At 66.5% G+C, this 19,925-nt stretch carries 21 protein-coding genes; 5 read left to right on the forward strand and 16 right to left on the reverse strand.

Annotation, left to right across the window (positions count from 1 at the left end; genetic code table 11):
• Positions 1–42: 42 nt before the first annotated feature.
• Complete coding sequence (locus tag KHN96_RS14290) at positions 43–390, forward strand: GFA family protein (protein WP_045785265.1); 348 nt, start codon at positions 43–45, stop codon at positions 388–390.
• Positions 391–401: 11 nt separating this feature from the next.
• On the opposite strand, the gene KHN96_RS14295 is transcribed toward KHN96_RS14290, so the two are convergent.
• Together KHN96_RS14295 and KHN96_RS14300 are read right to left on the reverse strand one after the other, a co-directional pair.
• Positions 402–2,204, reverse strand: coding sequence for a methyl-accepting chemotaxis protein (locus KHN96_RS14295; protein ID WP_045785266.1), 1,803 nt, complete (start codon positions 2,202–2,204; stop codon positions 402–404).
• 197 nt (positions 2,205–2,401) lie between these two features.
• Positions 2,402–3,283: a LysR family transcriptional regulator gene (locus KHN96_RS14300; protein WP_045785267.1), complete on the reverse strand. Its 882-nt coding sequence runs from the start codon at positions 3,281–3,283 to the stop codon at positions 2,402–2,404.
• 114 nt (positions 3,284–3,397) lie between these two features.
• Here KHN96_RS14300 and gstA point away from each other — a divergent pair, with 114 nt between their 5' ends.
• Positions 3,398–4,003: a glutathione transferase GstA gene (gene gstA, locus KHN96_RS14305; RefSeq protein WP_045785268.1), complete on the forward strand. Its 606-nt coding sequence runs from the start codon at positions 3,398–3,400 to the stop codon at positions 4,001–4,003.
• Positions 4,004–4,014: 11 nt separating this feature from the next.
• On the opposite strand, the gene KHN96_RS14310 is transcribed toward gstA, so the two are convergent.
• From KHN96_RS14310 to KHN96_RS14320, 3 genes are read right to left on the reverse strand one after another with little or no spacing between them, the layout of a single operon-like run.
• Positions 4,015–4,707 carry an aquaporin gene (locus KHN96_RS14310; RefSeq protein ID WP_045785269.1) on the reverse strand — a complete coding sequence of 231 codons (693 nt, stop codon included), beginning with the start codon at positions 4,705–4,707 and terminating at the stop codon, positions 4,015–4,017.
• 5 nt (positions 4,708–4,712) lie between these two features.
• On the reverse strand, positions 4,713–5,207 hold the full coding sequence (locus KHN96_RS14315; protein ID WP_045785270.1) for an arsenate reductase ArsC: 495 nt from the start codon (positions 5,205–5,207) through the stop codon (positions 4,713–4,715).
• Positions 5,208–5,223: 16 nt separating this feature from the next.
• Positions 5,224–5,547 (reverse strand): ArsR/SmtB family transcription factor, encoded by a 324-nt coding sequence (locus KHN96_RS14320; protein ID WP_045785271.1) that lies wholly within the window; start codon positions 5,545–5,547, stop codon positions 5,224–5,226.
• Between the two features lie 194 nt (positions 5,548–5,741).
• Between KHN96_RS14320 and pstS the strand changes: the two genes are divergently transcribed.
• Together pstS and KHN96_RS14330 are read left to right on the forward strand one after the other, a co-directional pair.
• Positions 5,742–6,803 (forward strand): phosphate ABC transporter substrate-binding protein PstS, encoded by a 1,062-nt coding sequence (gene pstS / locus KHN96_RS14325; RefSeq protein WP_045785272.1) that lies wholly within the window; start codon positions 5,742–5,744, stop codon positions 6,801–6,803.
• 150 nt (positions 6,804–6,953) lie between these two features.
• Complete coding sequence (locus tag KHN96_RS14330) at positions 6,954–7,154, forward strand: DUF3562 domain-containing protein (RefSeq protein WP_045785273.1); 201 nt, start codon at positions 6,954–6,956, stop codon at positions 7,152–7,154.
• Positions 7,155–7,161: 7 nt separating this feature from the next.
• On the opposite strand, the gene KHN96_RS14335 is transcribed toward KHN96_RS14330, so the two are convergent.
• The 3 genes from KHN96_RS14335 to KHN96_RS14345 form a co-directional block, all read right to left on the reverse strand.
• Positions 7,162–8,121 (reverse strand): alpha/beta hydrolase, encoded by a 960-nt coding sequence (locus KHN96_RS14335; protein ID WP_045785274.1) that lies wholly within the window; start codon positions 8,119–8,121, stop codon positions 7,162–7,164.
• A 161-nt stretch (positions 8,122–8,282) separates the two neighbouring features.
• On the reverse strand, positions 8,283–8,744 hold the full coding sequence (locus KHN96_RS14340; protein ID WP_045787705.1) for a CoA-binding protein: 462 nt from the start codon (positions 8,742–8,744) through the stop codon (positions 8,283–8,285).
• Positions 8,745–8,758: 14 nt separating this feature from the next.
• Positions 8,759–9,901 carry an RsiV family protein gene (locus KHN96_RS14345; RefSeq protein ID WP_045785275.1) on the reverse strand — a complete coding sequence of 381 codons (1,143 nt, stop codon included), beginning with the start codon at positions 9,899–9,901 and terminating at the stop codon, positions 8,759–8,761.
• 567 nt (positions 9,902–10,468) lie between these two features.
• On the opposite strand from KHN96_RS14345, the gene KHN96_RS14350 reads away from it, so the two are divergent.
• Positions 10,469–12,790 carry a DUF6600 domain-containing protein gene (locus KHN96_RS14350; RefSeq protein ID WP_045785276.1) on the forward strand — a complete coding sequence of 774 codons (2,322 nt, stop codon included), beginning with the start codon at positions 10,469–10,471 and terminating at the stop codon, positions 12,788–12,790.
• Positions 12,791–12,874: 84 nt separating this feature from the next.
• On the opposite strand, the gene KHN96_RS14355 is transcribed toward KHN96_RS14350, so the two are convergent.
• The 8 genes from KHN96_RS14355 to atpB form a co-directional block, all read right to left on the reverse strand.
• Positions 12,875–13,291, reverse strand: a complete 417-nt coding sequence (locus KHN96_RS14355) for a F0F1 ATP synthase subunit epsilon (RefSeq protein ID WP_045785277.1) — start codon at positions 13,289–13,291, stop codon at positions 12,875–12,877.
• A 91-nt stretch (positions 13,292–13,382) separates the two neighbouring features.
• Complete coding sequence (atpD, locus tag KHN96_RS14360; RefSeq protein ID WP_096745665.1) at positions 13,383–14,786, reverse strand: F0F1 ATP synthase subunit beta; 1,404 nt, start codon at positions 14,784–14,786, stop codon at positions 13,383–13,385.
• A gap of 42 nt (positions 14,787–14,828) precedes the next feature.
• Entirely contained in the window at positions 14,829–15,704 is an 876-nt protein-coding gene (gene atpG, locus KHN96_RS14365; RefSeq protein WP_045785279.1) for a F0F1 ATP synthase subunit gamma, read from the reverse strand.
• 60 nt (positions 15,705–15,764) lie between these two features.
• On the reverse strand, positions 15,765–17,306 hold the full coding sequence (atpA, locus tag KHN96_RS14370; protein WP_045785280.1) for a F0F1 ATP synthase subunit alpha: 1,542 nt from the start codon (positions 17,304–17,306) through the stop codon (positions 15,765–15,767).
• A 62-nt stretch (positions 17,307–17,368) separates the two neighbouring features.
• Positions 17,369–17,905 (reverse strand): F0F1 ATP synthase subunit delta, encoded by a 537-nt coding sequence (locus tag KHN96_RS14375; protein WP_045785281.1) that lies wholly within the window; start codon positions 17,903–17,905, stop codon positions 17,369–17,371.
• Between the two features lie 2 nt (positions 17,906–17,907).
• Positions 17,908–18,378: a F0F1 ATP synthase subunit B gene (locus KHN96_RS14380; RefSeq protein ID WP_045785282.1), complete on the reverse strand. Its 471-nt coding sequence runs from the start codon at positions 18,376–18,378 to the stop codon at positions 17,908–17,910.
• 106 nt (positions 18,379–18,484) lie between these two features.
• Positions 18,485–18,751 (reverse strand): F0F1 ATP synthase subunit C, encoded by a 267-nt coding sequence (atpE, locus tag KHN96_RS14385; RefSeq protein WP_003262709.1) that lies wholly within the window; start codon positions 18,749–18,751, stop codon positions 18,485–18,487.
• Between the two features lie 80 nt (positions 18,752–18,831).
• Entirely contained in the window at positions 18,832–19,713 is an 882-nt protein-coding gene (gene atpB, locus KHN96_RS14390; protein WP_045785283.1) for a F0F1 ATP synthase subunit A, read from the reverse strand.
• Positions 19,714–19,925 lie beyond the last annotated feature (212 nt).

Genomic DNA, 19,925 nt, shown 5'->3' on the forward strand with positions numbered 1-19,925 from the left:
GTGGAGCCCGCCCATTCCATCCCACCCCCCGAGGAGCCCTGCATGACACACAAGGGAAGCTGCCACTGCGGACACGTCGCCTTCGAAGTCGAAGGCCACCCGGAAAGCGCCATGGCCTGCAACTGCTCGATCTGCCGGCGCAAGGGCTCACTGCTGTGGTTCGTGCCTCGCGACAAGGTGCGCCTGCTCACACCGGAAGCCAACGCCAGCACCTACGTCTTCAACAAGCACGTGATCAATCACCGCTTCTGCCCGACGTGCGGCATCCACCCGTATGCCGAGGGCAAGATGCCCGATGGCACACCGACGATCGCGGTCAACATCCGCTGCCTGGAAGACATCGACCTGGACAGCGTGCCCGTCAAGCACTTCGACGGCCGTTCGATGTAGCCCCCGCGCGCTTAACCGGCGCGCAGCTTGAACAGGCCCACCGTGCGCGCCAGGCTGTGCGCCTGTTCGTTGAGCATTGAGGAGGCGGCCGTCGACTGTTCCACCAGCGCCGCGTTCTGCTGCGTGGCCTGATCCATCTCGGCAACGCTGCGGTCGATCTGGCTGATGCCGGCGCTCTGCTCGTGCATCGCGCCGTCGATCTCGCCGATGATGTGGGCGACGCGCTCGATGCCCTGCACGATCTCCTGCATCGTCGCGCCCGCGGCCTGCACGCGCTCGGCGCCGGTCTTCACACTGGCTTCCGATGCCTGGATCAGGTCCTTGATCTCGCGCGCGGCGGTGGCGCTGCGCTGGGCAAGCGTGCGCACCTCGCCGGCCACCACGGCAAAGCCCCGGCCGTTGTCGCCAGCGCGGGCCGCCTCGACGGCGGCATTGAGCGCGAGGATGTTGGTCTGGAACGCGATGCTGTCGATCACGCCGATGATCTCGGTGATGCGCGCCGACGACTTGGCGATCTCGTCCATCGTGCTGACCGCGCTGGAGACCACCTCGCCGCCGCGCGTGGCGGCCTGGCTGGCGTCGCTCGCCAGGCGCGTGGCCTGCATCGCGGCGTCGGCCGAGCTCTTCACGCTCGTCGTCAGCTCGGTCAGCGCCGCCGAGGTTTGCTGCAGGTTGCTGGCCGACGCTTCCGTGCGGCTGGACAGGTCGCGGTTGCCCATCTCGATCTCGCCGGTGGCCGACTTCATGTTCTCGACGCTGGCGCGCACTTCCAGCAGCACCGCGCCGATCTTGTCGATGAAAGTGTTGAACGACGCGCTGATCTGCGCGACTTCATCGTTGCCGACCACAGGCAGGCGGTGCGTGAGGTCGCCGCCGCCCGCGCCGATGGTGTCCATTGCATCGCGCACCTGCGACAGCCGGCGGAACGACTGCGACGTGAAGAACGCGGCGATGCCCACGGCCGCCAGCGTCAGCAGCACCATGGCCACGGCCAGCGCCTTGACGACATTGCGCAGGCCGGCGGTGGCCTCGGCCTTGTCCAGCGCGATCACCAGATACCAGTCGGTGCCCTGCACGGCCTGCGCCTTGAGCAGCTTGGCCGCGCCGGCCAGCTCCACTTCCAGCGGCGACGTGGCCTTGGCCAGGTTCGCCAGCGTCTCCGCCGTGAGCGATGCCGCCACGTCGGTGGCCGGCTTGAGCATCAGCTTGGCGTCGGGGTGTGCGATGACCTGGCCGTCCTTGGCCACCACAAACGCCAGGCTCGATGGCGTCGGATGCACCGCGGCCACGACTTCGCGCACGCCGTCGAGGGGCACGGCGCCCGAGAGCGCGCCGGCCGTCTCGCCGTTCTTCACGAGGGGCGCCGCAAACGACACGTACGGCACGCCGGTCGACACGTCGCCATACGGCTTGGTGACGAGCAGCTTGCCGGCTGCAATGGCCTGCTTGTACCAGGGGCGGCCGGTGGGGTCGTAGTCCTTGGGCGTGGTGCTGCTGGTGGAGATGAACGACTTGTCGGTCCAGCCGATCGTGATGATCGGGAAACCGTTGGCGTTGCCCATCTGCTTGCCGAAGCCCTGCGGGTCGCCGTGCTCGATGACCTCGGCGGTGGCCTTGACGGCCTGCGCCTTGGCCGCGACCCATTTGTCGATGGCCAGCGTGTTGCCGCTGGCGATGGCGGCGAGGTTCTGGTCGATGCTCTCCATCGTGTTGCTGCGCACGATGGAATACGTGGCGGCGCCGGACAGGGCCAATGCGCCGATCACGGTAGCCGACGAGATGATGAGAATGCGGGTGCGAAGGGAGGAGATCATGATGCTTCCGGATGGAACGTCCTGCATGAATCTGTCTGCGTACGGTGCGACCGTAGCGCCCTTCAGGATCACTGCCGGCTGTCGGGGGCCACTGAGCAAGCTACGGCAGCCCCGCCGCGAACTTGAGGCGCGGCCGTCCGCCCATGCGAGGGGGCTGCCGACCGGCTTCGGGCCCGGCCCGGTGCGTCACCTGCGGATCAGGCCAGGCGCAGCGTTTGCGCAAGGTGCCCGTACACCGTCGCGATGCGCCGCAGATGGCGCGACTCCGGATGCGTCAGCAGCCACAGCTCGGACGGGTTGGCGTCGGGCAGGTCGCGCAGCAGGACCAGGTCGCTGCGCACCCGCGCCGTGAGCACGGGCAGGATGCCGACGCCCATGCCCGCGGCCACCATCTCGGCCACGACCTGCAGGCTGTTGACGGAATACGTGGGCACCACCTTCGGAAAATGCCGCTTGCGCCAGCCCACCGAAGGGTGTTCGGGGATCGCCTCGTCAATGGCGATCCACGGCGTGCGGCCGGCCTCGACGTCGGCATAGGTCAGGCCGCTCGTCCGACCCGCGTACAGCGCCACGCGAAGGGTGCCGAGGTGCTTGCCGACCAGGTGCTGCGGCGGGCGCCGCGTGGCGCGCACGGCGATATCCGCATCGCGGCGGGTGAGGCTCGCCAGCTCGTTGCCCGCGTGCAGGTCGTAGCCGAGGTTCGGATGCTGCGCCTGCAGCGCCTTGAGCGCCGGCGCGACGAGCCCCACGAGGATGGTGTCGGTGGTGGTGATGCGCACCGTGCCCGAGACCTCTTCTGGCGCGGCATGGACGACGGCGCGGGCCGCCTCGAGGGCCGATTCCACCTGCTCCGCCTGCTCGGCCAGCAGCAGCGCCAGTTCGCCCGCCAGGTAACCGGTGCGCGAGCGGGCAAACAGCGCCTGGCCCAGTCCGCGCTCGATGCGCTGCAACGACCGGAACACCGTCGACGCGTCCACCCCGAGCCGCTCGCCCGCGGCCGCCAGGGTGCCGGCGCGCGCCAGCGCCAGGACGATCTCGAGATCCGCGGCGCTCAGGCGGTATTGCGTTTGTGCAAGCATGGTTTTCTGTCCCGCCTATTTCATTGGCATCTGCGCAATCCTACAGTGTTGCCAGCGCCGTTGCCGCCGCCCGGTGGTCACGGGTTCTCAACACGCAATCAAGACGGATCTCTCATGAAGCTCTACTACGCCGCCGGCACGTGCTCACTGGCCGTACACATCGCCCTGCGTGAAGTGGGCGCAAAGTTCGACCTGACCGCAGTGGACCTCGCCAAGCACCTCACCGCCGACGGGACGGATTTCTATACGATCTCGCCGCGCGGCTACGTGCCGCTGCTGGAGTTCTCCGACGGCTCGCGCCACACCGAAGCCGCCGCCCTGCTCCAATACGTGGCCGACCTCGATCCCGCGCATGCTTTGATCGGCAAGGCCGGCAGCGCCCATCGCCTGGCGGTGATCGAATGGCTGACCTTTATCAGCTCCGAGCTGCACAAGGGTTTCGGCCCGCTGTGGCACAAGGAGACGCCCGAGGCAACGCGCCAGAGCACCAAGGACAAGCTCGCCAAGCACTTTGCCGAGCTCGACGCCCGCCTGGCCAAGCAGCCGTATCTGGCCGAGACCTACAGCGTGGCCGACGCCTACGCCTTCACGGTGCTGAACTGGAGTAACTTCCTCGCGCTGCCGATGACGGCCTATCCGAACGTGCAGGCCTACATGGCCCGCGTGAGCGCGCGGCCCGCCGTGCACGAAGCGATGAAGGCCGAAGGGCTGGTGAAGTGAGGCGGCGCAGCTCAGTCGCCTGAGCGCTCGACGAGGTTGGGCGGGGCAGGCTGCACCGTACGCGGCTGCAGCAGCAGGTGCAGCCCCAGCCCGATCGCCGCGCCGGCGCACTCGGCCATGACAAAGCCCGGAACACTTGCCGGCGCGATGCCCGCAAAGCTGTTGCTGAACATGCGCCCGAATGCCGCCGCCGGGTTGGCAAACGACGTCGAGGCCGTGAACCAGTACGCCGCGCCAATGTACGCGGCCACGAGGGACGATGCCCTGCCCGACGGCGCGCGCAGGACCACGAGCAGCAGGCCGGCGGTCGCCACCGCCTCGGCCATCCACTGCCCTGACCCGCTGCGCAACCGGGTGGAAAACTGCAGCAGCGTCATGTCGAACATGGCCTGCGCGAGCCACGCTCCCAGCACGGCGCCGACAAACTGCGCGGCCATGTAGGGCGCCAGCGCCGCACGCGGCATCTCGCCACGCAAGGCCAGCGCCGCGCTCACCACCGGATTGAAATGCGCGCCGCTGATCGGCCCGAACAGTTCGATCAGCACGTACAGACCGCAGACCGTGGCCGCCGTATTGGCGAGCAGCGCCACTGCCGCGTTGCCGCCGGCAAGCCGCTCGGCCATGATGCCCGAGCCAATGACGATGGCCAGCAGCAACGCCGTTCCCATCGATTCGGCCAGCAGCCGGGTACGCAGGTCCGCCATGGCGTTCAGGTCTGCGCGATGCGCTCGAGCGCGGTCTGAAGCTCGGCGTTGCTCAGCGTGTCAAGCGGCAACGCCAGCAACTGCAGCATGCGGTAGCCGATCGCTTGGCGTGTCAGCTCGAAGGCCTGGCGCTTGTCCGCGTCGCCGCCCGGGGCGTTGGACGGGTCGGCATAGCCCCAATGGACCTTGACGGGGCTGCCCGGCCAATACGGACACGCCTCGGCCGCCGCGCTGTCACACACGGTGATGACGATGCGCATGTGCGGTGCACCGTCTGCCGCGAAGGCATCCCAGCTCTTGCTGTGGTAGCCGGCCACGTCGACGCCGGCATTGGCGAGCGCTTCCACGGCAAACGGGTTCAGGCGGCCGCTTGGCGCACTGCCTGCGCTGTAGGCACGCACATCCCTGGAGAGCCTGCGTGCCCAGTGGTTCAGCATGCCTTCGGCCAGCACGCTGCGCGCGGAGTTGTGCGTACACAGGATCAGGACATTCGTCGGCATACGTCAGGCAAGCGCATCAACATTGGCAGGAAACGGCGCTGACATCGAGGCACGGCGCGCCCTGGCAGCAGTTTTCAGTGAGAAAGCCGAGCAGCCCGTTCATGTGCGCGAATGCGGCCCGATAGATCAGGTGGCGGCCGTTCCGCTCCTGGGTCACGAGTTGCGCACTCATGAGCTCCTTGAGGTGGAACGACAGCGTCGCGCCGGGCACGTCCAGCTGTTCTGCGAGGGCGCCCGGCGTGAGGCCCGCGGGTCCGGCCGCCACGAGCATGCGAAACACACGCAGCCGCACGGTGTGCGCGAGCGCGGCTAAGGAACGGATGACGAGGGTTTCTTCCATATTTCCAATATATTGGAAACATTCCGGGCAGACAATCGCTTCCGGACCCGACTTCCCGTGCCGAACGTTTGCGGAATGCCTTACAACACACAGCGCGGCGAGGCCAGACGCGAACGGCTTCGCATGCCGTCCTGTCATCAATGCGTCGCTACAATCGCGAGCTTTGCTCTCCTCCGCCGGTTGCGGCGCTTTCCATGTTCAAGCACATTGTTTTCGCCCTGGCTGTTGCAGCCGCGGGCTTGCCGGTGGTCGCGGGCGCGCAGGTGCGCGGTGCAGGGTCGACGGCCGCCGCACCGGTCTATCGCGTGTGGTCGACGGGGTATGCGGCGGCGTCCGGCGTCACGCTCAGCTATGACGCGGTGGGTTCCGGCGAAGGCTTGAAGCGCATTCGCGCCGGCGACGTCGACTTCGGCGCGTCAGACGTGCCGCTTTCCGCGGCGGAGGCATCCAAGGCCGGCCTGGTCTGCGTGCCGTCGGTGGTCACGGGCGCGGTTCCCTTTGTGAACGTGCCCGGTGTGCCGCGCGGCCAGTTGAAGCTGACGGGCGAGCTGCTCGCCCAGATCTTCCTCGGCAAGGTCGAGACATGGGATGCCCCGGAGCTGCGTGCGCTGAATCCAGGCATGACGCTGCCCAAGCTGAAAATCCACCCCGTCGTGCGCGCCGATGGCTCCGGCACCACATACCACTTCACCGATTACCTGAGCGCGGTCAGCCCCGAGTGGAAGGCCACGTACGGCGCCAGGTCGACGGTGAGCTGGCCGGCAGGCTTCACCGCCGCCAAGGGCAGCACGGACGTGGTCAAGGCCGTGCAGGCGACGCCGGGAGCGATCGGGTATGTCGACTACAACTACGTCGTCGACAACGACCTGAACGGCGTGCAGCTGCGCAATGCGGCGGGACGCTTCGTGAGCGCGCAGGTCAGCGGCTTCCGTGAGGCCGTGCTGCAAAGCGCGTGGAACCGCAAGGGCGATTTCACCGCGCCGCTGGTCAATCTGCCCGGCGCGGAAACGTGGCCGATCACCATGGGCACGTTCATCATCGTGCCGGCGGTGAGCCGCTCAGGCACACGCACGCTGGCGGCCTTGAAGTTTCTGACGTGGGGTTACTTCCACGGGGACGAGCTGGCCGCGCGCGCGAAGTTCGTACCGTTGCCCGAGCGGGTGCAGGCGAGCGCCTATCGTGAGCTGTCGCGGGTGACGGACGCATCGGGCACTCCCATCGGCCTGCAGAGCATGCCGGCAAACTGGAGCAAATAGGCTGCCGAGGCAGTGTCGGCGTGACGCCGCCGCACCATCTTGACGCGAGTCAGGCGGCGCACTGAAAGCTTTGCAACAGGGCTGGATTGTTCCGGCGCGTTTCCTATAGTGGTCATTCGCCGCACAGGCCAGCCAGCACGGGAAGCAGACATGGGTACCGCCATTGCAGACCAGGATGAGCAGATCGACAAGATCGCGCAGGACACCGGCGCGCCGGCCGACCTTGTCCGCGTGCAGTACATGGAGACATTGCGCACATTGGCCGCCGATGCGCGGGTGCACGACTACCTCTCGTTGTTCGTCACGCGCCGCGTGATGGCGGCGTTCCGGCCGCGCCGCACGCCGGGCTAGCGCGCGCTCATTCCTCGCTGATCATCCCGACAAAGGCATGCGCCGCGCGGCGCATCCATTCGCGCGCCCGTTCGGCCTCGGGCTGGATGCGCGCAAAGCCGTGCGTCATGCCGGAGGCTTCAATGGTGATGACTTGCGCGCCGTGCTGCACGAGGTGGTCGGCGTACTGCAGGCCGTCATCACGCAGCACATCGTGCGCGGCCACGATGACGACCGTGTCGGGTGGCGTGTGCTGCGGCGGCTGCGCCATGGGGAAGATGCGCGCATCCTGCTCGGCGAGTGGCTTGGCCAGCTGCTGTGCACCGATGAACTGCGTCCAGTACCAGCGCATTTCGTCGCGCGTGAGGCCGGGGCCTTGTGCGAACGCGTTGTAGCTCTCGCTGCCGAAAGCGGGCGTGGTGACCGGGTAGACGAGAAACTGCGCGTTCACGAGGCCCGGGCGGACCATGACATGCACGGCCTCCGCAGCCTGCGCGGCAAGATGCCCGCCCGCGCTGTCGCCACCCACGGCCAGGAAGCCCGGATCGAAGCCAAGCCGCAAGCGCTGTTCGGCCAGATACGCCAACGCATCGCGCGCGTCGTCTGCGGGGGCGGGAAACGGGTGCTCCGGCGCCAGGCGGTAATCGACGCTGACGACTGCACAGCCGGTGTCCTGCGCAAGCAGCGCTGCCAGCATGCGATGCGTCGTACGCGCCGACCCGACCACCCAGCCGCCACCGTGGAACCACACCAGCAGGCGCGGCCGCGCCACGCGCCTGGGGCGGAACACGACGGCATCGAGCGTGCGGCCCGCAAGCGGCAGGCTCAGGTCGGACACCTCCACACCGTCGGGCAGGGGCCGATCCGACAGCTGCGCAATCGCTTCGAATTGCGCGCGGCGCGCGGCGGCATCTTCCGGTGCCGGCAAGGCGCCGAATCGTTCGGCAACGCGTTGGTAGAACTGCAGGATCTGCGGATCGACGGCCATGGCATGAGTCGGTTTCAATAACCGCCGAAGTGTAGCGCGACCGCCTCCCCTGCCGCGATACGCCGGCAAGCGGAATGACGCGCCCAGCGTCGGCACGCGCGCGCCCTGCGCCTGGATCTGCCGATGGAAAGACTGACCACTTCGTGGAAGGCGGCGCGCCGTCAGCCGCGCTGCCCGATGCCGAGCCGCCAGTGCTCGATCTTGGTACAGCGGTCCTGCACGGCCGGAATGCCCGCGGCGCGCGCCACGGCGATGGCCTCGTCGTTGACGATGCCCAGCTGCACCCAGATGCCGCCCACGCCCAGTGCCACCGCCTCCTGCACCACCGGCAAGACTTGTTCCGCGCGACGGAAGATGTCGACCAGGTCGATGCGTTGTCCCGCCGCGGCCAGCGTGGTCGCGGCTTCCGTCAGCGTGGCATGGCACGGCTCACCGAGGACATCCTCGCCCGCATGCTGCGGATTGACCGGCACGATGCGATAGCCGGCCTGCTGCAGATAGCGCGCCACGTCGTAGCTCGGCCGCGTGGGGCGCGGGGACAGTCCGACCACCGCGATGGTCTTGCCGGACAGCAGCCGGCGCATGGTGGCCTGTTCGTCTGCGTAGGAAGGTTGGGTGGACATGGTCGGCAATGCAGTCAGGTGGTCGGCCGCCTGCATGCGGCCCCAAGGTCGGGAAGCCGCACGACGGCGCGGAACGCACCCCGCGCGTACGGCCCCACTTCGTATGGCCCGTAATGCACGACGATGCGCTCGCCTTGCAGCGTAAACGGAAACGTGGCGTTGCGCAGGTCCTTCTCCTTGAGCGCGCCGCGTGGCGCCTCGGGTGCGCCTTCGCGCTTGAGGGACTCGACAATCTGCGTGTTGAAGGCTTGCAGGCAGGCGGGCGTCGGGTTCAGCACGTCGGCCAGCACAACGGGCTGGAAGCCTTCCGGACCACGCCGCCAGTTGCCGGCCGAGAAGCCGTAGTTGCCGTGCGCCCCGCCGCTGTAGGCCCACACCATGCGCAGCAGGCTCACGGTGTCACCCACGCCGACGACGCTGATGCGGACAACGCACTCGGTGTCGTACTGGTCGCAGCGGCGCAGGCGCAGCGATTGTACGAGCGCATCGACCGCCGCGTCGCCGGTGACCGGGTAGCGCTCCGTGAGCTTCGCCTGACCGGACGTCGTCGTCGCTTCGAGATACTGCGCGACGCGCTTGAGTGCAAAGGGCCGACTGCGGCCGCCGTCGCTCCAGTTGCCCGTGGCGGTGGTGCCGTCGGCCGACAGCGCGCCCGACAGCATGCCGCCCTCGCGCACGACGGACTGGCCGGACGCGTCCAGCCCCTCGGCGCGCTCGCGCCACACGAAGCGGCGCTCGGGTGCATTGCGGCCCTCGATCGTCCACAGCGCGCGGCCGTCCGGACGGTCGTCGTACGCTTCGCCGGTGAGCGTGTCGGCGGCGGCCTCCTTGTCTTTGTCCTGTCCGCCGCCTGACCGGTCGTAGACGCTGAGCCAGATGTTCCACGCGGAGCTGTCGGCGCCCTTCTCGACCATGCCCTGCCAGAACGTGCCGACGTAGCGCTCGCGCTGCTCTGTCGATTTTGCAAGAGGGGCGATTGGCGCAGAAGCAACGGATGGGGCGGCGGAGGGCGCACTGGGCGTCGCCCCAGGCGGCGTCGGCACCTTATCCGCGCCGGCATGTGCCGCGCCGGTGGCGCCGAGTGCCGCCATCAAGGTAACAAAAACGCCCGCTGCCTCGCGCTTGCGCGCCCGTTGGCGCGCACTTTCTTCTTGCATGCTTCCCCTCCGATGAGCCGGCACGACCGACCGCTCGCGTGCTGCGGGCCGGCGGTTCTTCAAGCCCGGCGCGCGATACGGCAAAACGGTGGGACTGGGCAGGTGCTGTCGGCGTTCCGTCAGCGTTGTGCTCGAGCGCACCATACGTCACATCCCGCCACTTTTGCAGCGCTTGCATTCGATTGCAATCCGACACACTTTGTTACGTCCCCTGGCGGGTTCGTCGCACACAATGCGTTCGCACCCCGGCGGTTTGTGTCCAACGGTTGTGCCCCGCCGGCGCACCGTGGCGCACACAAGTGCACGACGCACACCACGGTGCAAGGTTACCCCTCCCTTTCGAATTGACCCCTCGAAAGGATTTCCCGTCCGCGCGGTGCTCCCCGGCCCGCGCGCTTTTTTTTTGCCTGTGCAATTCGCGGGCCTGCCCCCTTCCCTCGCCGACCTTCATGCCGTGCACGTGGGCGATACACGCGCTTACAAAGGCAAGTCGGCCCTTGCCCGCCCGCCGCGTTAAATGAAGACGTACACGCGGCCGCGGCCGCCCACTGGAAGCGAGGGCTCATCATGTCCAAGGTTTTGCGTCGTTCCTCATACGCCGGCACGCGGCTGCCGCAGGTGCTGCGCGCCGTTGGCGTGGCCGCAGTGCTGCTGGTGTGCGGCGCGCAGGCCGCCATGGCGGCGGATCCGGCTGCGCGCGTCGCGCGGCTGTCGGACTTCTCCGGCGCGGTGAGCTTCGCACCGGCCGGCTCCGACGACTGGGCCGGGGCGACGCTCAACCGTCCGTTTACCAGCGGCGACCGGCTGTGGTCCGACCAAGGCAGCCGCAGCGAGCTCCACGTGGGTTCCACGGCGCTGCGGCTCGGACAGAACACCGGCGCCACGCTCGTCGACCTGGACGACCACAACACCCAGGTCAAGCTGACGCAGGGCGCGCTGTCGGTGCGCGTACGCGCGTTGCCGCCCGACCAGACCGTCGAGATCGATACGCCCAACCTCGCCTTTACGCCGCAAGCGCCGGGCGAGTACCGCCTCGATGTCGCGCCCGATGGCTCCAGCACCACCGTCACCGTCTGGCGAGGACAGGGCACAGCCTATGGCGACGACCGTTCGCTGCCACTGTCGGCCGGTCAGCAGATCCGGTTTGACGGCACCGACCTCGCGCAGGCCGGCGGCACCGACAACCCTGGCCGCGATGCCTTCGACCGATGGGCCGAATCGCGCGATGCCCGCGAGGACGCGTCGGTCTCGGCGCGCTACGTTGGCCGCGAAATGACCGGCTACGAAGCCCTCGACGACTATGGCACGTGGCGTGAAGAAGCCGGCTACGGTGCCGTATGGGTGCCGCGCGCGGTGCCGGCCGGCTGGGCGCCGTACCGCACCGGACACTGGGCATGGATCGCGCCGTGGGGCTGGACATGGGTCGACGATGCGCCCTGGGGTTTTGCCCCGTTCCACTATGGCCGCTGGGCCTACGTCGGTACCACATGGTGCTGGGTGCCGGGGCCTGTGGTGCCGCGGCCGGTGTATGCGCCGGCGCTCGTCGGCTTTGTCGGCGGCGGGGGCGGTGGTGGCGTGAGCTGGGGCATCCACATCTCGCTCGGATCCCCGGGTGTGGCGTGGTTCCCGCTCGCCCCGGGCGAGGCCTATCGCCCGGTCTACGCGGCCAGCCCGACCTATGTGACGAATATCAACCGCACGGTGGTGGTCAACAACATCACCGTCAACAAGACGATCATCCACAACAACGTGACGCGCATCACCAACGTGAACCGCGTCAGTTACGTCAACGCCAACAACCCCGCTGCGCTGACCGCCGTGCCCGCCAAGACGTTCGTCAACGGGCAGCCCGTCAACGGCGCGATGGCGAACCTGCGCCCCGAGCAGATGCGTGCACAGCTGGCACATGCCCAGTTCGTCTCGGCCCCCGCGCTGGCGCCCGTACGCGCGAGCCTGGTGGGAGCAGCGGCCAATGCGGGCCCCCGGGCGCAACCGCCGGCACAGGTGTTCGCGAAGCAGGCGATCGCCGTGCGCGCGCCCAATACGCCCGCGGGTGGGCATGACGCGCTGGCCGAGCGCTTCCGCTCGCAAGGCGGTACGTTGCCCGGTGCCGGCCCCGCGTGGACGGGCGGCAATACCGACGTGCGCGCCACGCGCCTGCATGGCCAGCCCAACGCGAAGATGCCGCCCGCCCCCCTTGTCGCGCAGGCAGCGGGCCTGCGCCTCACGCATGCCGCGCCCGCCGCACCGGCCCGCCCCGACGGCGAACCAGGCCGTGCGCCGCAGGAACATGCGCCCGCGCGCATGGGTCTGCTCGATGCGCCGAACGCCAATGCGCCGCATCCACAGAACGGTCCGCGCGATGCGCGCGCCGAGCCGGGTCCGCAGGGCTTCATGTCCGCAAGCCCGACCGGCCGGCCGGGTCCGGCGCCCGGCACCGCCGCGCCGCAGATGGCCGCCCCGGCGGGCAAGACGACACGTCCGCCACGGCATGAGGGGCCCACCGTTCCGGAAGACGCGCATCACACGTCCGAATCACGCCCGCCGGCCGCGCACGTCACGGCCCCGACACCGCACGCGCGGCTCGGAAACCCGCCGCCGGAGCGCTTGAACGGCAACGCAACCGCGCAGATGCACGAACGCCCCCACGTTGCGCCGCCACAGAGCCGCACGTTCCACGCGCCGGACCAGCAGCGCGCACCGGAAGTCCACGCCGAAGCGCCCCATCGCGCGCCGCCCCCGCAAGCAGCCGAAATCCGCGCACCGCAGCCGCAGCCGCGCACGCCCGAGTTTCGCCCGCCGCAACCGCCGCAGGAGGCGCATCACAACGCCCAGCCGCATCCGCAAGGCAACCACGGCGAGGGGCACCGCGAGACCGAACACCGCTGAGCCCGCGGCGCGCAAAAAAAAAGCAGCCCAACCGGGCTGCTTTCTTCATCCGGACCGGCCGAAGACGGCCGGCTCGACACTGCCTTAGCGCTTGCGGCGCAGGCGCGCGATCGCTGCCAGCTGCGCAGCGGCCACGGCAAGTTCGCTTTGTGCACGCGCGAGGTCCAGATCGCTGCTCTGATTCTGCAACGCCTCTTCGGCCGCGCGCTTCGCTTCGTTCGCCTTGGCTTCGTCCAGGTCGTGGCCGCGGATTGCGGTGTCGGCCAGCACGGTCACCTTCTTCGGCTGCACTTCGAGAATGCCACCGGCAACGAACACGAACTCTTCGCCGCCGTCGTCCTTCTCGATGCGCACGGCGCCCGGCTTGATGCGCGTGATCAGCGGCGTGTGGCCCGGCAGAATGCCCAGCTCGCCGGCTTCCCCGGGCAGTGCCACGAACTTGGCATTGCCCGAGAAGATCTCCTGCTCGGCGCTGACGACGTCTACATGAATGGTTGCCATCTCGATTCCTTTGCTCAGAAAAGCCGCTTCCTAAACAGATGTCAGGAAGCCAGTACTGGCCTTGGCGCGTGCACAAGGCCAGACCTCGCGCTTACTGGAGCTTCTTGGCCTTTTCGAAGGCTTCGTCGATCGAGCCGACCATGTAGAACGCCTGTTCCGGCAGGTGATCGCACTCGCCGTCCACCAGCATCTTGAAGCCGCGGATGGTTTCCTTCAGCGGCACGTACTTGCCCGGCGAACCCGTGAACACTTCAGCCACGTGGAACGGCTGCGACAGGAAACGCTGGATCTTACGCGCGCGGTTCACGGCGAGCTTGTCTTCCGGCGACAGTTCGTCCATGCCCAGAATCGCGATGATGTCGCGCAGTTCCTTGTAGCGCTGCAGCGTCTGCTGCACGCGGCGTGCGACGTCATAGTGCTCCTGGCCGACCACTTGCGGGTCGAGCTGGCGCGAGGTCGAGTCGAGCGGATCGACTGCGGGGTAGATACCCAGCGCGGCGATGTCACGCGACAGCACGACGGTCGAGTCCAGGTGCAGGAAGGTCGTTGCCGGCGACGGGTCGGTCAAGTCATCGGCAGGCACATACACGGCCTGGATCGACGTGATCGAGCCGGTCTTGGTCGACGTGATACGTTCCTGCAGCTTGCCCATTTCTTCAGCCAGCGTCGGCTGGTAGCCCACGGCGGAAGGCATACGGCCCAGCAGTGCCGACACTTCCGTACCGGCCAGCGTGTAGCGGTAGATGTTGTCGACGAAGAACAGGATGTCACGGCCTTCGTCGCGGAAGCGCTCGGCCATCGTCAGGCCGGTCAGCGCCACGCGCAGACGGTTGCCCGGCGGCTCGTTCATCTGGCCGAACACCATGGCGACCTTGTCGAGCACGTTGGAGTCCTTCATCTCGTGGTAGAAGTCGTTGCCCTCACGGGTACGCTCGCCCACGCCAGCAAACACCGACAAGCCCGAGTGCTGCTTGGCGATGTTGTTGATCAGCTCCATCATGTTCACGGTCTTGCCGACGCCGGCGCCACCGAACAGACCCACCTTACCGCCCTTGGCGAACGGGCAGACCAGGTCGATCACCTTGATGCCGGTTTCCAGCAGGTCCACCGACGGCGACAGTTCGTCGAACTTCGGGGCCTTCTGGTGGATCGAGCGGCGCTCGTCCGATGCGATCGGGCCGGCTTCGTCGATCGGGCGACCCAGCACGTCCATGATGCGGCCCAGCGTGCCGTGACCGACCGGCACCGAGATCGGTGCGCCGGTGTTGACCACGCGCATGCCGCGGCGCAGGCCGTCGGACGAACCCATGGCGATGGTACGCACCACGCCGTCGCCCAGCTGTTGTTCCACTTCGAAGGTCAGGCCCTTCTCGGCAAACGACTTCTCGTCGCTGTCTTCCAGCACGAGCGCGTCGTAGATCTTCGGCATCTTGTCGCGCGGGAACTGAATGTCCACCACGGGCCCGATGCACTGCACGATACTTCCGCTTTCGATACTCATGTGTATCTCCAATAACTCAATTTTTTGCCGTGGGCATTAGACCGCCGCCGCGCCGCCGACGATCTCGGACAGTTCCTTCGTGATCGCGGCCTGACGGGTCTTGTTGTAGACCAGCTGCAGCTCGCCGATGACGTTCTTGGCGTTGTCCGACGCCGCCTTCATCGCCACCATCCGGGCCGATTGCTCGGACGCCATGTTCTCGGCCACCGCCTGGTACACCAGCGCCTCGACGTAGCGGATGAGCAGCTCGTCGACGACCGTCTGGGCATCCGGCTCGTAGATGTAATCCCACGAGTAGGCCTGCTTCTCGGCGTCGCTCTGCGACAGCTTGTCGGCCGTCAGGGGCAGCAGCTGCTCGACCACCGGCTCCTGCTTCATCGTGTTGATGAAGCGGGTGTACGCGAGGTACACGGCGTCGATCTCGCCGGCGGCGAATGCATCGAGCTGGACCTTGATCGCACCGATCAGCTTTTCCAGATGCGGCGTATCGCCCAGGTGCACGACGTTCGACACGACCTTCGCGCCGACACGGCCCAGGAATTGCATGCCCTTGGTGCCGATGGCGGTCGCCTGCGTCTCAACGCCCTTGTTCTGCAGATCACGCAGCTGGTTGGTGACGGCACGCAGCACGTTGGTGTTCAAGCCACCGCACAGGCCCTTGTCCGTCGTCACCACGATCAGGCCGGCGCGCTTGACGTCGCGCGTGACCATGAACGGGTGCTGGTACTCCGGATTGGCCTGTGCCATGTGCGCGGCCACGTTGCGAATCTTCTCGGCGTACGGGCGGGCAGCACGCATCCGCTCCTGCGCCTTGCGCATCTTGGATGCGGCGACCATCTCCATCGCCTTGGTGATCTTGCGCGTGTTTTGCACGCTCTTGATCTTGGTGCGGATCTCTTTTGTTCCGGCCATTGCTTCCTCTCCGTTCAAAGCTGGCTGCGCAGGCTACGCGCAGCCAGTTCCGGGACGCGGTTAGAACGCGGCGGACTTCTTGAAATCCTCGATCGCGGCACGCAGCGCGGCCTCATCGTCCTTCGACAGATCCTTCGTGTCTTCGATACGGTTGATGAGGTCGGCGTACTTCGTCTTCAGATGGTCGTGCAGGCCCTTTTCGAAAGCCAGGATGTCCTTCACGTCCACGTTGTCGAGGAAGCCGTTGTTGGCGGCGTACAGCGACGCGGCCAGCTGCCACACCTGCAGCGGCTGGTATTGCGGCTGCTTGAGCAGTTCGGTCACGCGGCGGCCACGCTCAAGCTGCTTGCGGGTCGCATCGTCCAGGTCGGAAGCGAACTGCGCGAACGCAGCCAGTTCACGGTACTGGGCCAGGTCGGTACGGATACCGCCGGACAGCTTCTTGATGACCTTCGTCTGGGCGGCGCCACCCACACGCGACACCGAGATACCGGCGTTGATTGCGGGGCGGATGCCGGCGTTGAACAGATCGGTTTCCAGGAAGATCTGGCCGTCGGTAATCGAGATCACGTTGGTCGGAACGAACGCGGACACGTCGCCGGCCTGCGTTTCGATCACGGGCAGCGCGGTCAGCGAACCGGTCTTGCCCTTGACTTCACCGTTGGTGATCTTTTCGATGTGCTCGGCGTTCACACGGGCGGCACGCTCAAGCAGACGCGAGTGCAGGTAAAACACGTCACCCGGGTAGGCTTCACGGCCGGGCGGGCGGCGCAGCAGCAGCGAAATCTGGCGATACGCCCAAGCCTGCTTGGTCAGATCGTCGTAGACGATCAGGGCGTCTTCACCGCGGTCGCGGAAGTACTCGCCCATCGTGCAGCCGGCGTAGGCCGACAGGTACTGCATCGCAGCGGAGTCCGAAGCCGCAGCCGCGACCACGATCGTGTATTCCAGCGCGCCGTGCTCTTCAAGCTTGCGCACCACGTTGGCGATCGTCGAAGCCTTCTGGCCGATTGCCACGTACACGCAGAAGATGCCCTTGCCCTTCTGGTTGATGATGGCGTCGACTGCAACAGCCGTCTTGCCGGTCTGGCGGTCGCCAATGATCAGCTCACGCTGGCCACGGCCGATCGGCACCATCGAGTCGATCGACTTCAGGCCGGTCTGCACCGGCTGGCTCACCGACTGACGTGCGATCACGCCCGGCGCGACCTTCTCGATCACGTCGGTCTGCTTGGCGTTGATCGGGCCCTTGCCGTCGATCGGCTGACCCAGCGCGTTCACCACGCGGCCGAGCAGTTCACGGCCGACCGGCACTTCCAGAATGCGGCCCGTGCACTTGACTTCGTCGCCTTCGGAAATGTGCTCGTACTCACCCAGGATCACGGCGCCGACGGAGTCGCGCTCGAGGTTCAGCGCGAGGCCGAACGTGTTGCCCGGGAATTCCAGCATTTCGCCTTGCATCACGCCCGACAGGCCATGAATGCGGCAGATACCGTCCGTCACGGAGATGACCGTGCCGGTGTTCTTTGCGTCAGCGCCAGCCTTCAAGCCCTCGATACGGGTCTTGATGATGTCGCTGATCTCGGAGGGGTTCAGTTGCATCGAATGCTCCTAATTCTTCAATCTGTCCGCGGGCGATCTCATCGGCGCCACGCGGATCAGCATTACGCGGCGGTCAGCGCAGACTGCATCTGCGCCAGGCGCGCGCGCACCGAGGTGTCGAGCACTTCGTCGCCCACCTGCACGCGCACGCCGCCGATCAACGATGGATCGACCTTCACGTGTGCCTGCAGCTTCTTGCCGAACTTGCGTTCGAGCGTGGCGACCAGTTCGGTCAGGGGCGCACCCTCGAGCGGGAACGCACTGGTGATCTCGACGTCGGCGGCGCCTTCGCTGGCATTCCGCAGCACATGGAATTGCGCGGCAATTTCCGGCAGCAGCGACAGACGCTTGTTGGCGACCAGCAGACCAACGAGTTCCTTCGCCTCATGCGATACCGGAGATTTCAGCGCCGACAGGAAGATCCCCGCCACATCGGCTTTGGAGAGCTTCGGATCATCGGCGACTGCCTTCATGTCGGGCACGGAAGCGACTTGCCCCATTTCCGACACGAGCTCAGACCATGCACCCAGATTGCCGGCCTTCGCCACGCGGAACAGCGCCTCTGCGTACGGACGGGCAACGGTTGCGAGTTCTGCCATGATTACAGCTCAGCCTTGAGTTGATTGAGCAGATCGGCGTGGACCTGCGCATTGACTTCACGCTTGAGGATCTGCTCGGCGCCCTTGACGGCCAGCACAGCGACCTGGTCACGCAGCGATTCACGCGCGCGCACGGTCTGCTGCTCGGCTTCCGCCTTGGCTTGCGCGATGATGCGCGCGGCTTCGGCTTGAGCGTTCTGCTTGATCTCTTCAGCGGCCATCTGCGCACGCTTTTCGGCGTCCGCGATGCGCTGCGCGCCTTCATTGCGCGCTTCGGCCAGTGCCTGCTCGACCCGCTTGTTGGCCAGCTCCAGCTCGGCCTTGCCCTTATCGGCAGCGGCCAGGCCATCGGCAATTTTCTTCGCGCGTTCGTCGAGCGCCTTCACCAGGGGCGGCCAAATGAATTTGGCGACAACCCACCACAGGATGAAGAACACGACCATCTGCGCGACGAGTGTGGCGTTCAGGTTCATGGTGTGTTCCTTTCGGTATTGTGACTACGGATCAATGCACGAAGCGGCGAGGGCTGCGCGTTGCGCCATCCCAGGCCGCCTCCGGCATCATGCAGACCGAAAAGAATTACTTGATGACCGACAGCAGCGGGTTGGCGAACGCGAACAGCATGGCCACGCCAACGCCGATCAGGAATGCCGCGTCGATCAGGCCAGCCAGCAGGAACATCTTGGTTTGCAGCGGGTTCATCAGCTCAGGCTGACGTGCGCAGGCTTCGATGTACTTGCCACCCATCAGTGCGATGCCGAGGCAGGCGCCGATGGCACCCAGGCCGATGATGATGCCGATACCGATGGCGGTCAGACCTTGGATGTTGGCGAGAAATGCTTGCATGATGACTCCCTTTTACGTGAAAGACTAAGAACTGAGGAACTTGAAAAAACCAAACGGAACCGGAGAACCTGAACCGCTACTTAGTGATGGTCATGTGCCTGGCCGATGTACACCAGCGTCAGCATCATGAAAATGAACGCCTGCAGCAGAACGATCAGGATGTGGAAGATCGCCCAGACTGCACCGGCCACCACGTGACCCACGAAACCCAGCGCCGAGAAGTCGGCACCGAACGTCCAGATCGAGCCGAGCAGCGCGATCAGCAGGAACACCAGTTCGCCCGCGTACATGTTGCCGAACAACCGCATGCCCAGCGACACAGCCTTGGCGAGGAATTCGATGATGTTAAGGATCAGGTTGAACGGCGCAAGGTACCACTTGGCGCCGAACGGAGCGGAGAACAGCTCGTGCGCGAAGCCGCCCGCGCCCTTGATCTTGAAGCTGTAGTAGATCATCAGGATCAGCACGGCGAACGACATGCCGAAGGTGCCGTTCAGGTCGGCCGTGGCCACTGCGCGATGGTGCGGCACGTGCAGGCCGAAGCTGCCGAGCAGATGGTTGACGCCCGTGACCCAATCCACCGGGACGAGGTCAACCGCGTTCATCAGCGTGACCCACACGAAGACCATCAGCGCCAGCGGAGCAATCCAGGAACGATCGCCGTGGATGATGCCCTTGGCCTGGTCGTCGACCATCTCGACGACGAGTTCGACAAACGCCTGGAAGCGGCCGGGAACGCCCGAAGTGACACGGCGTGCGGCGATGCCCAGGAAGATCAGGCCGATCGCGCCCATCAACACGGACCAGAACATCGTGTCCCAGTTGATGACGGAGAAGTCGACCACCGACGCCTGCTTGCCGCCGATGCTGTTGAAATTCTGCAAATGCTCCGCGATATACGCGGAAGGCGTAAGAGCGTGCTCGGCGGCGTGGCCGGCGGCTTCTGCGACTTCAGTTGCCATGATGACTCAGTCCAATATTGCGAAACATTCTTCGTGATCCGTTCCAGTTCGCGCCCGATGCTCGACGGGTTGCCCCGGAGATCGCGGACTGCACGCGGCTGAAACGCGCCACCTTATTCGTTCGGAGTGTCAGGGCAATGAACCCGGGCTTCTCCTGCCACAGGTTCCTGCCGTGTTCTGACATGTTCCGTGTGCCCGCCGCATGGCCGCAG

The sequence above is a fragment of the Ralstonia mannitolilytica genome, from assembly GCF_905397375.1.
GTDB lineage: Bacteria > Pseudomonadota > Gammaproteobacteria > Burkholderiales > Burkholderiaceae > Ralstonia > Ralstonia mannitolilytica.

Bases quoted from the DNA above. Each gene is read 5' to 3' on its own strand.
- atpB (WP_045785283.1), bottom strand. From the start codon at position 19,713: ATGGCAACTGAAGTCGCAGAAGCCGCCGGCCACGCCGCCGAGCACGCT.
- KHN96_RS14310 (WP_045785269.1), bottom strand. From the start codon at position 4,707: ATGGCGGACCTGCGTACCCGGCTGCTGGCCGAATCGATGGGAACGGCG.
- KHN96_RS14315 (WP_045785270.1), bottom strand. From the start codon at position 5,207: ATGCCGACGAATGTCCTGATCCTGTGTACGCACAACTCCGCGCGCAGC.
- KHN96_RS14350 (WP_045785276.1), top strand. From the start codon at position 10,469: ATGTCCAAGGTTTTGCGTCGTTCCTCATACGCCGGCACGCGGCTGCCG.
- KHN96_RS14295 (WP_045785266.1), bottom strand. From the start codon at position 2,204: ATGATCTCCTCCCTTCGCACCCGCATTCTCATCATCTCGTCGGCTACC.
- KHN96_RS14335 (WP_045785274.1), bottom strand. From the start codon at position 8,121: ATGGCCGTCGATCCGCAGATCCTGCAGTTCTACCAACGCGTTGCCGAA.
- gstA (WP_045785268.1), top strand. From the start codon at position 3,398: ATGAAGCTCTACTACGCCGCCGGCACGTGCTCACTGGCCGTACACATC.
- KHN96_RS14380 (WP_045785282.1), bottom strand. From the start codon at position 18,378: ATGAACCTGAACGCCACACTCGTCGCGCAGATGGTCGTGTTCTTCATC.
- atpE (WP_003262709.1), bottom strand. From the start codon at position 18,751: ATGCAAGCATTTCTCGCCAACATCCAAGGTCTGACCGCCATCGGTATC.
- KHN96_RS14300 (WP_045785267.1), bottom strand. From the start codon at position 3,283: ATGCTTGCACAAACGCAATACCGCCTGAGCGCCGCGGATCTCGAGATC.
- KHN96_RS14330 (WP_045785273.1), top strand. From the start codon at position 6,954: ATGGGTACCGCCATTGCAGACCAGGATGAGCAGATCGACAAGATCGCG.
- KHN96_RS14340 (WP_045787705.1), bottom strand. From the start codon at position 8,744: ATGTCCACCCAACCTTCCTACGCAGACGAACAGGCCACCATGCGCCGG.
- KHN96_RS14320 (WP_045785271.1), bottom strand. From the start codon at position 5,547: ATGGAAGAAACCCTCGTCATCCGTTCCTTAGCCGCGCTCGCGCACACC.
- KHN96_RS14375 (WP_045785281.1), bottom strand. From the start codon at position 17,905: ATGGCAGAACTCGCAACCGTTGCCCGTCCGTACGCAGAGGCGCTGTTC.
- atpG (WP_045785279.1), bottom strand. From the start codon at position 15,704: ATGGCCGGAACAAAAGAGATCCGCACCAAGATCAAGAGCGTGCAAAAC.
- pstS (WP_045785272.1), top strand. From the start codon at position 5,742: ATGTTCAAGCACATTGTTTTCGCCCTGGCTGTTGCAGCCGCGGGCTTG.
- KHN96_RS14290 (WP_045785265.1), top strand. From the start codon at position 43: ATGACACACAAGGGAAGCTGCCACTGCGGACACGTCGCCTTCGAAGTC.
- KHN96_RS14345 (WP_045785275.1), bottom strand. From the start codon at position 9,901: ATGCAAGAAGAAAGTGCGCGCCAACGGGCGCGCAAGCGCGAGGCAGCG.
- atpA (WP_045785280.1), bottom strand. From the start codon at position 17,306: ATGCAACTGAACCCCTCCGAGATCAGCGACATCATCAAGACCCGTATC.
- KHN96_RS14355 (WP_045785277.1), bottom strand. From the start codon at position 13,291: ATGGCAACCATTCATGTAGACGTCGTCAGCGCCGAGCAGGAGATCTTC.